The sequence below is a fragment of the Cytobacillus eiseniae genome (assembly GCF_017874625.1).
Taxonomy (GTDB): Bacteria; Bacillota; Bacilli; order Bacillales; family Cytobacillaceae; genus Cytobacillus; species Cytobacillus eiseniae.
In genome coordinates this window covers 26,213-38,963 of the sequence record NZ_JAGIKZ010000004.1, presented here as the reverse complement: position 1 = coordinate 38,963, position 12,751 = coordinate 26,213, and the positions used below count along the sequence as shown (strand labels likewise).

Sequence of the window (12,751 nt, the reverse complement as noted above, 5' to 3'; positions counted from 1 at the left end):
GTATTTGTATACAAGGAGGCGGGGGCTTTTTTATATTTTTTGGCTCATTACTAAAATATTGTTGCTTTAGATACAAATGTTTGTATGGATATGGTTGATCAACTAGTTCAGTTGATTGGAGCGGAAGGTGCGAGACTCCAGCGGGAGAAGTGGGACAGGTGAGACCCCGCAGACGCTTTAGCGTCGAGAAGGCTCACCGCCCACCCCGCGGAAAGCGAGCACCTGGAGCGGAAATCAACCTATGCCAAACTTTATCTTAATTAGCAACAGTGTTTGTGAAAATAGCCTATTTTTTTAACAAGAGGAGGACAATGAAAAATGTCGATTCGTTTGCCGAGAGGCACCCAGGATATTCTTCCTGGACAAGTAGAGAAATGGCAATTAATTGAGGAAAAAGCGCGTGAGCTTTGTGCAAACTTCCAATATAGTGAAATCCGTACACCGATTTTTGAGCATACAGAGCTTTTTTTGCGAAGTGTAGGTGACACGACAGATATCGTTCAAAAGGAAATGTATGAGTTCAAAGACAGAGGGGATCGGAGTTTAACATTACGACCAGAGGGAACAGCAGCTGTTGTACGTTCCTTTGTCGAACATAAAATGTATGGTGACGCGAATCAGCCAGTAAAACTTTACTATATGGGACCGATGTTTCGCTATGAGCGTCCACAGGCAGGGCGTTATCGTCAATTTGTCCAATTTGGGGTGGAGGCGATAGGCAGTGCTGACCCAGCCATTGATGCAGAAGTAATTGCCCTTGCTATGTCTCTCTACGGCTCACTAGGCTTAAAGAAATTAAAGCTAATCATTAATAGCTTAGGGGATAAAGAGAGTAGAAATGCGCATCGCCAAGCGCTCGTTGATCACTTTAAGCCAAGAATCGGTGAGTTTTGCTCTGACTGCCAAAATCGACTTGAGAAAAACCCAATGCGGATTCTTGACTGTAAGCAGGATCATGACCATGAGCTTATGAAAAATGCACCATCTATTCTTGACTACTTAAATACTAATTCGAAGATATATTTCAATAAGGTACAACAATACTTAACGAATCTAAATATTCCATTTGAAGTAGACTCCAATCTCGTTCGTGGGCTGGATTATTATAATCATACGGCTTTTGAAATCATGAGTGACGCAGAAGGGTTTGGAGCCATTACTACTCTTTGTGGGGGAGGACGCTACAATGGGTTAACCGAGGAAATTGGTGGACCTGAAGCGCCTGGAATTGGATTTGCCATGAGTATTGAACGTTTCATCGCAGCATTAGATGCTGAAAACATTGAACTTCCGATTAAGAATGAGATTGATTGCTATCTCGTATCACTAGGAGAAGAAGCGAAGGATTATACGGTTGGCTTGCTGCATAAGCTGCGCCTTGCTGGATTCTCAGCTGAAAGAGATTATCTTGATCGAAAAATAAAAGCACAATTCAAAGCAGCTGATCGTTCAAATGCGAAATATGTAGCGGTTTTAGGTGAAGATGAATTGAAAGCAAATAAAATAAATTTGAAGTCGATGGCAACCGGTGAACAAATGGAGATTGAACTAGAAACATTTATTGATAAACTAGCTGAATTAATCTAGTTAAAGCAAGGCAAGTTTATCTTACTTATAGGGGGTATCATCATGTTTGGGAGAACGTATTTTTGCGGCGAAGTAACAGAGGCTGCAATCGGAGAAAAGGTAGTTTTAAAAGGATGGGTACAAAAAAGACGTGATCTAGGCGGTCTTATTTTTATCGATCTTCGTGATCGTACAGGAATTGTTCAAGTTGTATTTAATCCAGAGGTATCTCCTGAAGCTCTTTCTTCGGCAGAAAAAGTAAGAAATGAGTTTGTTCTAGATATTGAAGGAACGGTCGTTGCCAGAGAAGACGGCACAGTGAATACAAATCTAAAAACAGGGCGTATTGAGATTAAAGCAGAAAAAATAACGATTTTAAATGAAGCAAAAACACCGCCATTTACACTAGATGATAAAATGGAAGTATCTGAGGATGTTCGACTTAAATATCGTTATCTTGATTTAAGAAGACCTGCCATGTATGAAACATTAAAAATGCGTCATCAGGTGACAAAAACGATGAGAGACTTTCTTGATGGGGAAGGCTTCCTTGATATTGAGACACCAATTCTGACAAAAAGCACGCCAGAAGGTGCACGTGACTATTTAGTTCCTAGCCGCGTCCATCCAGGTGAATTTTATGCATTGCCACAGTCACCACAAATTTTCAAACAGCTTCTAATGGTTGGTGGCTTTGAGCGGTATTACCAAATTGCTCGCTGTTTCCGTGATGAGGATCTACGTGCAGACCGTCAGCCAGAATTCACACAGGTCGATATGGAAATGAGCTTCATGAGTCAAGCAGACATCATCAGCTTAATGGAAAATATGATGAGCAAGATCATGAAAGAAGTGAAGGGAATGGATGTTCAATTTCCATTCCAGCAAATGACTTATCAGGAAGCAATGAACCGTTATGGCTCTGATAAGCCTGATACAAGATTTGAAATGGAGTTAGTGGACCTTTCTGAAATCGTGAAGGATTCAAGCTTTAAAGTATTCGCAGGTGCAGTATCATCTGGTGGCCAAGTAAAGGCAATCAATGTGAAAAATGGAGCAGGCAGCTATTCAAGAAAAGACATTGATGCGTTAACAGAATTTGTTTCTGTCTATGGGGCAAAAGGACTTGCATGGTTGAAAGCAGAAGAGAATGAGTTAAAGGGACCTATTTCTAAATTTGTGACTGAAGAAGAGCAAAAGGCAATGAAGGAAATTCTAAGTGTTGAAACAGGTGACCTTCTCTTATTTGTAGCAGATAAGAAAAACGTAGTTGCTGATGCATTAGGTGCTTTACGCTTGAAGCTTGGAAAGGAACTTGGGCTGATTGATCAAAGCAAATACAATTTCCTTTGGATTACAGACTGGCCATTGCTTGAATATGATGAAGAGACGAGCCGCTATTATGCAGCTCACCATCCATTTACAATGCCACAGCGTGAGGACTTGCCACTGCTTGAAACAGATCCTTCAAAAGTACGAGCACAAGCATATGACCTTGTTCTTAATGGATATGAGCTTGGTGGGGGATCCCTTCGTATTTTTGAAAGGGATGTACAAGAGAAAATGTTTAGTGTTCTTGGTTTTTCGAAAGAAGAAGCAAATGAACAATTTGGTTTCTTATTAGATGCTTTCGATTATGGCACGCCACCACATGGTGGAATTGCTCTCGGACTTGATCGACTTGTGATGCTCTTAGCTGGAAGAACAAATCTTCGTGATACAATTGCCTTCCCGAAAACAGCAAGTGCAAGCTGTGTTTTAACAAATGCACCAGGTGAAGTGAGTGCGGCACAATTAGATGATCTACATTTGGCGCTCAAATTAAAAAAATAATGGAAGTCTCTTAAAGGATCGCTTGAAAGAGAAAAATGCATATGATAAAATACAATTAATAAATAAAGAGTCCTGAAATGTTCGTTGTGTAACTAAATTTTGACCAACATTATTTCTACGGGAGACTGAGTTTTCTAGCTGCGTAAACGCCTTGGATAAGGACTTACATAAGCTGGAAACAGGACACCCACCTGCTGAGTGCGGGTTCAAAATTTAGGCATCAGGGCGACGGCATGATTGGGACTCTTTACCTACATAAGAAAAGTTAAATCCATGTCAATTAGACATGGATTTATTTGTTGTATAGATTGTTTTTTTTAGATTTAATTAGCTGTCATGTATTCTGCTGAAATCTGCGTGATGATCGTTTGAACCGGTAGTATTTTATTAATTTCTGCTACCCTAGAGCCAGCAAATACTAAACCATTTTCAACATCTCCTCCAACTGATTTCAGCATGGAATCGAGCGTACAGAAGCGATAGGAGCAGTTTTTTAAACAATCATGGCATTTTGCAATTTTTAATTTACCTGTTCCAGCAATTAACTCTGTGAATTTATTTTTTATGGCTCTTCCCTGAAGGCCAACTGTCGTTTTAACTAAAATGGTATCTCCTATTTGAGCCTGAACATATTTTTCTTTAAAAGCGAGCGGGGCATCACATTCCTCACTAGCTACAAATCTTGTCCCCATCTGAACACCTGAAGCCCCTAGTTTAATCGCCTTTGCTAAATCATGCCCTGTCAAAATCCCACCTGCAGCGATCACAGGTATTTTCACAGCTTCAACTACTTCTGGAAGAATCTCAAATAGTGGTCGATCCGTTCCTAAATGGCCACCAGCTTCATGTCCTTCCACAACAATCGCAGAAGCTCCAAGTCTTTCTGATAGCCTTGCAAGTTTTGCAGAGGAAACAATCGATAGAACGGGAATATTGTATTCCTTTCCCCATGCATACATATCTCGTGAAATTCCTGCACCTGAAATAATAAAATCCACCTTTTCTTCAAGAGCTGCTTTCATTTTTTCAGCAAAATCATTCATAGCGAATAGAACATTGACCCCGATATAGCCTGTATCTTTTATTAATTCCTTTGCCCTTCTAATGTGAAAGCGCAGCTCCTCAGTAGAGATGCCTGTTCCAGAAATAATGCCTATGCCCCCCGCATTTGCAACAGCTGAAGAAAGGCTGCTAAGTGATATTCCAACCCCCATCCCACCTTGAAGGATTGGAACCTTAGGCTCCATATGTCCAATTTTTAATTGTGGCAAGCTCATACGATTTCCCCATTTCTTCCCAAAAATTTTTAATCCCCGCCTAAGCGTACCATCAAGAAGAAAATGATAATAGTGACATCTGTCATCTGGTCCTAATAGTTAGTATAATTTTTTTAAAAAGGTTCTTTATAAAAGATTGTTGTATTTATATCAAATGTTAGAATGAATGGTTAACCAAATAGGTCGGTTGATTGGAGCGGAAGGTGCGAGATCCTCGAAAATGCATTCGCATTTCCTACGTGCGGTGTCGATTCAAGAAGCAAATTCAATGTCCTGCGGGATGCGTAGGACAGCTGAGACCCCACAGGAGCGAAGCGACGAGGAGGCTCAAGCGGACTACTCCGCGGAAAGGGAGCAACCTGGAGCGGAAATCAACCTTTACCATTTATGTGTTAAATAAATAATAACAATGTTTGCAAAAACAGCCTATTTTTTAAATAAAGTATGATATATTCATAATCGGGAAAAAAATAAGGAATATCATTTAGAATAATAATATGGAGTTGAATGAAATGTTGCATCAATTTTCGCGAAATGAATTGGCTTTCGGCAAGGAAGGCCTTGAAATAATGAAAAATAGTACAGTAGCTGTTCTAGGAGTTGGCGGAGTTGGAACATTTGCTGCTGAAGCCCTTGCTCGTTCTGGTGTGGGACGTCTTGTCCTTGTGGATAAAGACGATGTAGATATTACAAATGTTAACCGTCAAATTATTGCTTTGCTTTCTACGATTGGGCAGCCAAAAGTAGATTTAATGAAAGAGCGGATCAAGGATATTAATCCAGAATGCGAAGTCATTGCATTAAAAATGTTTTACACAGAGGAAACATACGAACAATTTTTTGAGTATGGGCTTGATTTTGTAGTAGATGCTTCAGATACCATCTCATATAAAATTCATTTAATGAAAGAATGCTTAAAACGCAAAATTCCAATTATTTCGAGTATGGGTGCGGCGAATAAATTGGATCCAACCCGTTTTCAAATTGCTGATATTTCAAAAACACATACCGATCCAATGGCAAAGGTGATCCGAACTCATTTAAGAAAAGAAGGAATTAGAAAGGGGATTCCAGTCGTATTCTCTGATGAAAGCCCAATTGTGATTCGTGAGGATGTTAGAAAGGTAGTAGGCAAGGAAGGGGCGACAATCCGCAAAGCCAAAATGCCACCCGCATCTAATGCCTTTTGTCCGTCAACAGCTGGCTTAATCATGGCAAGCTATGTGGCAAGAGAATTGCTTAAAGATATTAAAGTTTATCGTGTGAATGATTAATTATAAGAAATATTAGAGTCGGGCTAAATAGCCTGGCTTTTTTTGTTATATAAGGGTGTACAAAGAGGATCTTCTATAAATTGTAATTTTTTAATTGACGGATAAGTATGTATCGGTGTACTATTAAACTAGAACACTGATACAGGGGTTGATCGATGTGAAGGTTTTTAAAGGATTAATCTATAAAGAATTAAAACTCATGAAAAACTGGTTTATGCTCGGATTAGCTTTATTAATTTTGGGTGTAATGATTGGATTCGGTTTGACAAAATACTTCAATGAGCCAAATATTTTTGTAGCCGTGGCATTGTTGATGGTAGTGGGGTACGGGTTGTATTTGCCTGCATATCTTTTATCTTCACTTAATATCGAGGGGCAGACGCAGCTCTGGCTTCATAATCCAAATAGTGGAATCGTTCTATTTCTAGCTAAATTAACGGCAGGGATTGTTTTTTATTTCGCATCTTTTCTCCTTTCGATTGTTATTGCCATTTGGGGATTTAAACATGGGGGCAACTTAGAAAGTTTGCTGCAATTAACGGGTGGGCCCGCTCTCAATATTGTCATCATGGCAGTTGGTATTACGCTAGGTACCCTTTTTCTAGGCGTTTGGGTTTTATTTTATTGGTCCTTATTTCATTCTTTGAAAAACATTCCCGTTTTAAGCTCTCTACGCTGGCCAGTCGTGATTGGCACATGGCTTCTGTTCACAACGTTCGGCAATTATGTGAGCAATCTTCCGCTATATCAAAAATTAAAAAACATTGGTGTCATTAAACTTAATGCTTATTCGTTCGAGATTAAAACTTGGAATACGACTGCTTCCGCTGGTTTTGTAGAAAGTGCTGAACTATCAATGGTGAACGGGATCATTTATACCGTACTTGTTTTTAGCGTGTTTTATGCGGCTGTATGGCTTCTAGAGCGGAAAGTGGAGGTGTGATTTCATGAGTGAGGAATTTCAAGCATCAAGACCAATTTATATGCAAATTGCTGACAAAATCAAACAGCAAATGATCCGAGGGGAATTATTGCCTGGAAACAAGCTTCCCTCCGTTCGTGAAATGGCCGTACAGTCAGGTGTCAATCCAAATACGATTCAGAGAACCTATAGTGAACTGGAGAGGATGGAAATCGTGGAAACGAAGCGTGGACAAGGGACATTCGTAACAGAGAATGAAGGGGCGATCCATCAATTAAAGCTTGGTATGCAAATGGACATCATTGAATTATTTGTTCACAACATGAAAGAACTTGGGCTCACAGAAGAGGAGATCATCTCTGGCTTAAAACGTTATTTTAATGGAAGGCAGGAGATAAAAAATGATTGAGTTCAAAAATGTATCCAAAAAATACGGACGTGATATTGGTTTAGTTGATGTGTCCTTTTCTCTAGAGAAAGGAAAAATCTATGGTTTAATTGGCCCAAATGGAAGTGGAAAGTCAACGACATTGAAGATCATAGCTGGACTTGTTCATTTTTCGAAAGGAACGGTTCTAGTAGATGGCATTCCTGTTGATCGAAGAATCGCTAAAAAGGTTGCCTACTTATCTGAATTAGATATGTTCTATCAGCCTTTTAAAGTGAAGGACATGATTGACTTCTATGCTTCTCAGTTTGAGGATTTCCGAATGGATCGTGCGAATGAGTTGCTTTCATTTATGAAGCTGGATCCAGATAAAAAGCTAAAGCAATTATCAAAGGGAAATCGGGGAAGATTAAAACTTGTGCTTGCAATGGCAAGAGATGCTTCTGTCCTCTTATTAGATGAGCCTTTTTCGGGCCTTGATCCAATGGTAAGGGACTCAATCGTAAAGGGGCTGCTGTCTTATATTGATTATGAAAATCAGACAGTTATTATTGCGACCCATGAAATTGATGAAATAGAGCCGCTTTTGGATGAGGTACTAGCAGTTAAAGATGGCAAAGTGATTGATCGGCAGAATGTCGAGGATTTAAGAGAAACAAAAGGTTTATCTGTTATTCAGTGGATGAAGGAGACTTTTAAAGAATGAGAGGAGAAAATACAATGGATACCCTCGTGGAAATTCAAAATGTAACCAAAACAATAAAGGGCAGAACGATTATTGATTCGCTGAGCTTTAATGTGAATGAAGGGGAAGTATTTGGCTTCCTAGGTCCGAATGGTGCCGGCAAAACAACGACAATTCGAATGATTGTCGGCTTGATAGGCATAACTTCTGGTGATATTAAAATATTGGGTCATAGTATAAAAACAGATTTTGAACAGGCAATCAAGCATATTGGCGGCATTGTTGAAAATCCGGAGATGTATAAGTTCATGAGCGGTTATCAAAATCTCATCCATTATGCGCGGATGTCTCAAGGGGTTACGAAAGAAAAAATTAAGGAAACAGTAGAATTTGTTGGTCTTACCGATCGAATTCATGACAAGGTAAAAACATATTCGCTAGGAATGAGGCAGCGTCTTGGATTAGCACAGTGTCTTTTGCATGATCCGAAAATTTTAATTTTGGATGAACCGACGAATGGTTTGGACCCTGCTGGGATTCGTGAAATTAGGGACCATGTAAGAAAGCTGGCAAGAGAGAGAGGAATGGCCGTGATTGTTTCAAGTCACCTCCTAGCTGAAATGGAGATGATGTGTGACCGGATTGGCATCATTCAGCAAGGGAAGCTAATCGATGTTCAGCATATGACCGATTTTGTCCAAGGGAAAGAGAAAATCTATGAAATAGAAGTAGATGAGAAAGAAAGAATAAGTGAAATACTTAGCCAAATGGAGCTACCAGTACAGGCGACAGAAAATGGGATTGCGTTACCGCTGACAAGAGAAAAAATCCCTGGAATAATTAAGGAAATTGTTAGCCATGATATTCAAATTTACAGTGTAAAAGAGGTAAATAAAACATTAGAGGATCGTTTCCTTGAGCTGACTTCAAAAAAGGAGGGGCTGTCACATGATTAAATTAATTCAAAATGAATGGATGAAAATATTTAGAAGAACAGGCACATATGTCATGATTGGCCTTCTTCTCTTTATCCTTACAGTTGTTGGCGCATTTGTGAAATATCAAGATTCGAGAGGGACAATTCCTGATAATTCAGAATGGAAAAGAGGCCTCCAAGTTCAAAATGAAAGCTTTAAGAAAGAAATGGAAGATATGGGACCTGCTATTCCCGAGGCAGTAAAGGATAGCTATGAAAGGCAAATAGCTATTAATGAATATCGGCTAACAAATGATTTATCACCGAATGAAGAATATTCAGTTTGGGGATTTATTTCAGATGGATCGCAAGCCATTGACTTTGTTGGATTATTTGTGATTATTATTGCTGGTGGCATTGTTGCGAGTGAATTTAACTGGGGAACGATCAAGCTTCTCCTAATTCGGCCAATCAACAGAGGAAGAATTCTAGCATCCAAATATATAACCGTGCTGTTATTTGGCTTATTTATGTTATTTATACTGTTTGCCTACTCCATGTTGTTAGGTATGATCCTTTTTGGCTTCCCAGAACAGGCATCTCCTTACTTAAATTATCAGGATGGCGTCGTAACAGAACAAAGCATGCTCCTTCATCTTCTAATAAATTTTGGCCTGAAATCTGTTAATATGCTAATGTTGGCAACAATGGCATTTATGATATCTTCTGCTTTCAGAAATAATTCACTTGCCATAGGATTATCGATCTTCCTTATGTTTATGGGGGGGCAGATTACAAGCTTAATTGCGATAAAATATGAATGGGCAAAATATCTGCTTTTTGCCAATACTGATTTACTCCAGTACTTTGATGGTACTCCGATGATTGAAGGAATGACGCTAGGTTTTTCAATTGTTATGATTATTATTTATTTTGTAATGTTCCAAGCAATCGCTTTTTATGTATTCAAAAAGAGGGATGTTGCTGCATAGGAACGAGTGGCATTATTGGATAATCCTTTATAAATATCAAAATGCTCAGAGATCGATTGAACTCTGAGCATTTTTTGAAAATGGATGACTGATAGCGGAATGAGGGTCTATTTGAAAAATGTAGCGGACACCCAATCCGCTATTTGTATATGATCCACTATTTTTACTACGCGAACGGACACCTATTCCGTTAATGAGTCATCATCATCCGAAATTTACGCTCTTGAACCTTAATAGCGGAACCTTAGTCCGTAAGTGTAAGAAATAAAGGGATTATGTTGAAATAGCGGAACGTCAGTCCGCAAAAATACAATGTATAACTAATTGAATCATTATTTCATTAACTTGCTATAAATCGTAGCCAATGCTTGTTCGAATTTCCCAGTCTTCTTCGGTTCATAATAAATTTTGTTTCTCAAGCGATCAGGTAAGTATTGCTGCTTCACCCAGCTTGCATCATAATCATGAGGGTATTTGTATTCAATCCCTCTGCCAAGTTCTTTTGCACCCTTATAATGGGCATCCTTTAAATGGTCGGGAACTTCTCCGCTCTTGCCAGCTCTTATATCTTCAAGGGCTGCACTAATAGCGATTACTGCTGAATTTGATTTTGGCGACAAACATAATTCAATGACCGCACTTGCAAGTGGAATCCTTGCTTCAGGAAATCCGATTCGTTCGGCCGTTTCAATTGCAGCGAGTGTTCTTGCCCCAGCTTGTGGGGAAGCGAGTCCAATATCTTCATAGGCAATTACAAGCAATCTTCTTGAGATGCTTATGAGATCGCCTGCCTCAATTAATCTGCCTAAATAATGTAAGGCTGCATTAACATCGCTGCCACGAATTGATTTCTGGAAGGCGGATAGCACATCATAATGTGCATCTCCATCTTTGTCATGTGACAAACTCTTTCGCTGCATACATTCTTCGGCCGATTGCAAGTCAATGCGAATGATGCCATCATCATCTGGCTCCGTAGACAAAACGGCGAGCTCTACTGCATTTAAAGAGCTTCGAACATCTCCGTTAGAAGCAGTAGCAAAGTGCGTGAGGGCATCCTCACTCATATTGACATGTTTCTCTCCCACTCCACGTTCACTGTCTCCAAGTGCTCTAAGAAGCGCCTCTTTAATATTTTCAACGGATAAAGGCTTTAATTCGAAAATCTGACAGCGGCTTCTAATCGCTGGATTGATCGCATGGTATGGATTGCTAGTCGTTGCCCCAATTAAAGTAATCATTCCATTTTCTAAATAAGGAAGCAGGAAATCTTGTTTGCCTTTGTCGAGCCGATGAACTTCATCAAGAAGAAGAATGACCTTCCCAGACATTTTCGCTTCTGCAGCAACGACTTCCATATCCTTTTTGTTGTTCGTTACTGCATTAAGTGTGCGGAAAGCATAGCTTGTGCTTCCGGCAATTGCGCTTGCAATGGACGTTTTACCGATTCCAGGGGGACCATATAGAATCATCGAGGATAGCTGTTTTGCTTTGACCATCCGATGAATAATTTTGCCTTCTGCTACAAGATGCTCCTGGCCAATTATTTCCTCAATTGACCTTGGCCGCATCCGAAAGGCCAACGGTTTAATACTCATAATTATCACTCCAAAACGTTCAAAGGTTATTAAAATAAACATACCATATTCTATGTTCAGGCAAAATGATAAAGCGAATTAAATATGCTATAATAACAAAAGTCTATCTAATTACTAAGAATATAACAGTCATGACGAGCGGGGAGATAAAAGCAATGAATGTGAAAAAAAATGGCCAAATAGGTGCGAGATTCATTGTGTATTTAAGTGGCCTTCTTGTTATGAGCTTAGGGATTGTCTTATTGATTATTGCTGATTTAGGTGCAACGCCCTGGGATGTTTTGCATGTTGGCTTATACTATCAGCTCAGGCTAACAATTGGAAGCTGGTCAGTAATCGTCGGCGTTGTGATTTTGACCGTTGCCTCACTTATCTCAAAAGAGTTCCCGAAAATGGGTGCTTTTTTAAATATGATACTAATTGGACTCTTTATTGATTTATATTTATTGCTGCCATTTATGCAGACTCCACCTTCTTTAGTTGGGAAAATGATGATGTTTGTCTGTGGAATTATCATCTATTGTTATGGAATGGGAATCTATATTTCAGCACAATTTGGTGCCGGCCCGCGTGATAGCTTAATGATTGCCTTAACTGCTAAGACGGGGTGGAAGGTTAGTCATGTTAGAAGCTGTATGGAAGTACTTGTTTTACTAGTTGGCTGGCAGCTCGGTGGGCCCGTATTTTGGGGCACAATCATTATTAGCTTGGCAATCGGGCCAATAGCAGGCATTGCATTGCCGCAATGTCAGTCATTAACGAATCAATTTTTAGCAAAAATAAGAAAACAAGGATATACAACAATTGGAAATGAAAAGGATAGAGGTGTGAGTTAATGAAAATATCGACGAAAGGTCGTTATGGTTTAACGATTATGATTGAATTAGCAAAAAAACATGGAGATGGCCCGATTTCATTAAAGACCATTGCACAGGCGAATAATTTATCAGAGCATTATTTAGAGCAGCTCATTGCTCCACTTAGAAATGCTGGCTTAGTGAAAAGTATTCGTGGTGCATATGGCGGCTATATTTTAGGGGATGAACCAGCAAATATTACAGCTGGTGATATTATTAGAGTACTTGAGGGGCCGATCAGTCCTGTTGAGGGGATTGAAGACGAAGAACCCGCAAAAAAACATCTTTGGATGCGTATTCGTGACGCAGTAAAAGATGTTTTGGATGGTACAACAGTGGAAGATTTAGCGAATTACAATGATGAAGGCGAATCAAATAGCTATATGTTTTATATTTGATAAGTAAATGAATAGAAGTATGAAAAAAGAATCAACTTGTTAAAA

General features: G+C 39.4%; 12 protein-coding genes, 1 other RNA gene and 1 other annotated feature (1 of these 14 only partly in view). Of the genes, 11 read left to right on the top strand and 2 right to left on the bottom strand.

The window, feature by feature from the left end; all coding sequences use genetic code 11:
* Positions 1-2: a binding site (T-box leader), on the top strand; it begins 242 nt to the left of the window's first position.
* A gap of 316 nt (positions 3-318) precedes the next feature.
* From hisS to ssrS, 3 genes are all read left to right on the top strand, one after another.
* Positions 319-1,587 carry a histidine--tRNA ligase gene (gene hisS / locus J2Z40_RS05400; RefSeq protein WP_066396293.1) on the top strand — a complete coding sequence of 423 codons (1,269 nt, stop codon included), beginning with the start codon at positions 319-321 and terminating at the stop codon, positions 1,585-1,587.
* A gap of 42 nt (positions 1,588-1,629) precedes the next feature.
* Positions 1,630-3,399 (top strand): aspartate--tRNA ligase, encoded by a 1,770-nt coding sequence (gene aspS / locus J2Z40_RS05395; protein WP_066396291.1) that lies wholly within the window; start codon positions 1,630-1,632, stop codon positions 3,397-3,399.
* Between the two features lie 66 nt (positions 3,400-3,465).
* Positions 3,466-3,647: non-coding RNA, 6S RNA (ssrS, locus tag J2Z40_RS05390), on the top strand.
* A 75-nt stretch (positions 3,648-3,722) separates the two neighbouring features.
* Here ssrS and J2Z40_RS05385 read toward each other — a convergent pair.
* Entirely contained in the window at positions 3,723-4,676 is a 954-nt protein-coding gene (locus J2Z40_RS05385; RefSeq protein ID WP_066396289.1) for an NAD(P)H-dependent flavin oxidoreductase, read from the bottom strand.
* Between the two features lie 512 nt (positions 4,677-5,188).
* Between J2Z40_RS05385 and J2Z40_RS05380 the strand changes: the two genes are divergently transcribed.
* From J2Z40_RS05380 to J2Z40_RS05355, 6 genes are all read left to right on the top strand, one after another.
* Positions 5,189-5,950 (top strand): tRNA threonylcarbamoyladenosine dehydratase, encoded by a 762-nt coding sequence (locus J2Z40_RS05380; protein WP_066396283.1) that lies wholly within the window; start codon positions 5,189-5,191, stop codon positions 5,948-5,950.
* Positions 5,951-6,107: 157 nt separating this feature from the next.
* Entirely contained in the window at positions 6,108-6,893 is a 786-nt protein-coding gene (locus tag J2Z40_RS05375) for a hypothetical protein (protein ID WP_066396280.1), read from the top strand.
* Between the two features lie 4 nt (positions 6,894-6,897).
* Positions 6,898-7,281: a GntR family transcriptional regulator gene (locus J2Z40_RS05370; RefSeq protein WP_066396278.1), complete on the top strand. Its 384-nt coding sequence runs from the start codon at positions 6,898-6,900 to the stop codon at positions 7,279-7,281.
* Positions 7,274-7,966: an ABC transporter ATP-binding protein gene (locus tag J2Z40_RS05365; RefSeq protein WP_066396276.1), complete on the top strand. Its 693-nt coding sequence runs from the start codon at positions 7,274-7,276 to the stop codon at positions 7,964-7,966. Before J2Z40_RS05370 ends, J2Z40_RS05365 begins: the two co-directional genes overlap by 8 nt.
* A gap of 14 nt (positions 7,967-7,980) precedes the next feature.
* On the top strand, positions 7,981-8,901 hold the full coding sequence (locus J2Z40_RS05360; protein WP_066399433.1) for an ABC transporter ATP-binding protein: 921 nt from the start codon (positions 7,981-7,983) through the stop codon (positions 8,899-8,901).
* The gene (locus J2Z40_RS05355; protein WP_066396273.1) at positions 8,894-9,853 is read left to right on the top strand and encodes an ABC transporter permease; all 960 of its coding nucleotides are present in this window, start codon (positions 8,894-8,896) and stop codon (positions 9,851-9,853) included. Before J2Z40_RS05360 ends, J2Z40_RS05355 begins: the two co-directional genes overlap by 8 nt.
* Positions 9,854-10,185: 332 nt before the next feature.
* On the opposite strand, the gene J2Z40_RS05350 is transcribed toward J2Z40_RS05355, so the two are convergent.
* On the bottom strand, positions 10,186-11,451 hold the full coding sequence (locus tag J2Z40_RS05350) for a replication-associated recombination protein A (protein ID WP_066396271.1): 1,266 nt from the start codon (positions 11,449-11,451) through the stop codon (positions 10,186-10,188).
* 155 nt (positions 11,452-11,606) lie between these two features.
* On the opposite strand from J2Z40_RS05350, the gene J2Z40_RS05345 reads away from it, so the two are divergent.
* A complete protein-coding gene (locus J2Z40_RS05345) occupies positions 11,607-12,287 on the top strand; it encodes a YczE/YyaS/YitT family protein (RefSeq protein ID WP_066396269.1) in 681 nt (226 codons plus the stop codon).
* Positions 12,287-12,706 carry a cysteine metabolism transcriptional regulator CymR gene (cymR, locus tag J2Z40_RS05340; RefSeq protein ID WP_066396267.1) on the top strand — a complete coding sequence of 140 codons (420 nt, stop codon included), beginning with the start codon at positions 12,287-12,289 and terminating at the stop codon, positions 12,704-12,706. Before J2Z40_RS05345 ends, cymR begins: the two co-directional genes overlap by 1 nt.
* The last annotated feature ends 45 nt before the right edge of the window (positions 12,707-12,751 follow it).

Bases quoted from the DNA above. Each gene is read 5' to 3' on its own strand.
- J2Z40_RS05355 (WP_066396273.1), top strand. From the start codon at position 8,894: ATGATTAAATTAATTCAAAATGAATGGATGAAAATATTTAGAAGAACA.
- cymR (WP_066396267.1), top strand. From the start codon at position 12,287: ATGAAAATATCGACGAAAGGTCGTTATGGTTTAACGATTATGATTGAA.
- J2Z40_RS05360 (WP_066399433.1), top strand. From the start codon at position 7,981: ATGGATACCCTCGTGGAAATTCAAAATGTAACCAAAACAATAAAGGGC.
- J2Z40_RS05365 (WP_066396276.1), top strand. From the start codon at position 7,274: ATGATTGAGTTCAAAAATGTATCCAAAAAATACGGACGTGATATTGGT.
- hisS (WP_066396293.1), top strand. From the start codon at position 319: ATGTCGATTCGTTTGCCGAGAGGCACCCAGGATATTCTTCCTGGACAA.
- J2Z40_RS05385 (WP_066396289.1), bottom strand. From the start codon at position 4,676: ATGAGCTTGCCACAATTAAAAATTGGACATATGGAGCCTAAGGTTCCA.
- J2Z40_RS05350 (WP_066396271.1), bottom strand. From the start codon at position 11,451: ATGAGTATTAAACCGTTGGCCTTTCGGATGCGGCCAAGGTCAATTGAG.
- J2Z40_RS05370 (WP_066396278.1), top strand. From the start codon at position 6,898: ATGAGTGAGGAATTTCAAGCATCAAGACCAATTTATATGCAAATTGCT.
- aspS (WP_066396291.1), top strand. From the start codon at position 1,630: ATGTTTGGGAGAACGTATTTTTGCGGCGAAGTAACAGAGGCTGCAATC.
- J2Z40_RS05380 (WP_066396283.1), top strand. From the start codon at position 5,189: ATGTTGCATCAATTTTCGCGAAATGAATTGGCTTTCGGCAAGGAAGGC.
- J2Z40_RS05345 (WP_066396269.1), top strand. From the start codon at position 11,607: ATGAATGTGAAAAAAAATGGCCAAATAGGTGCGAGATTCATTGTGTAT.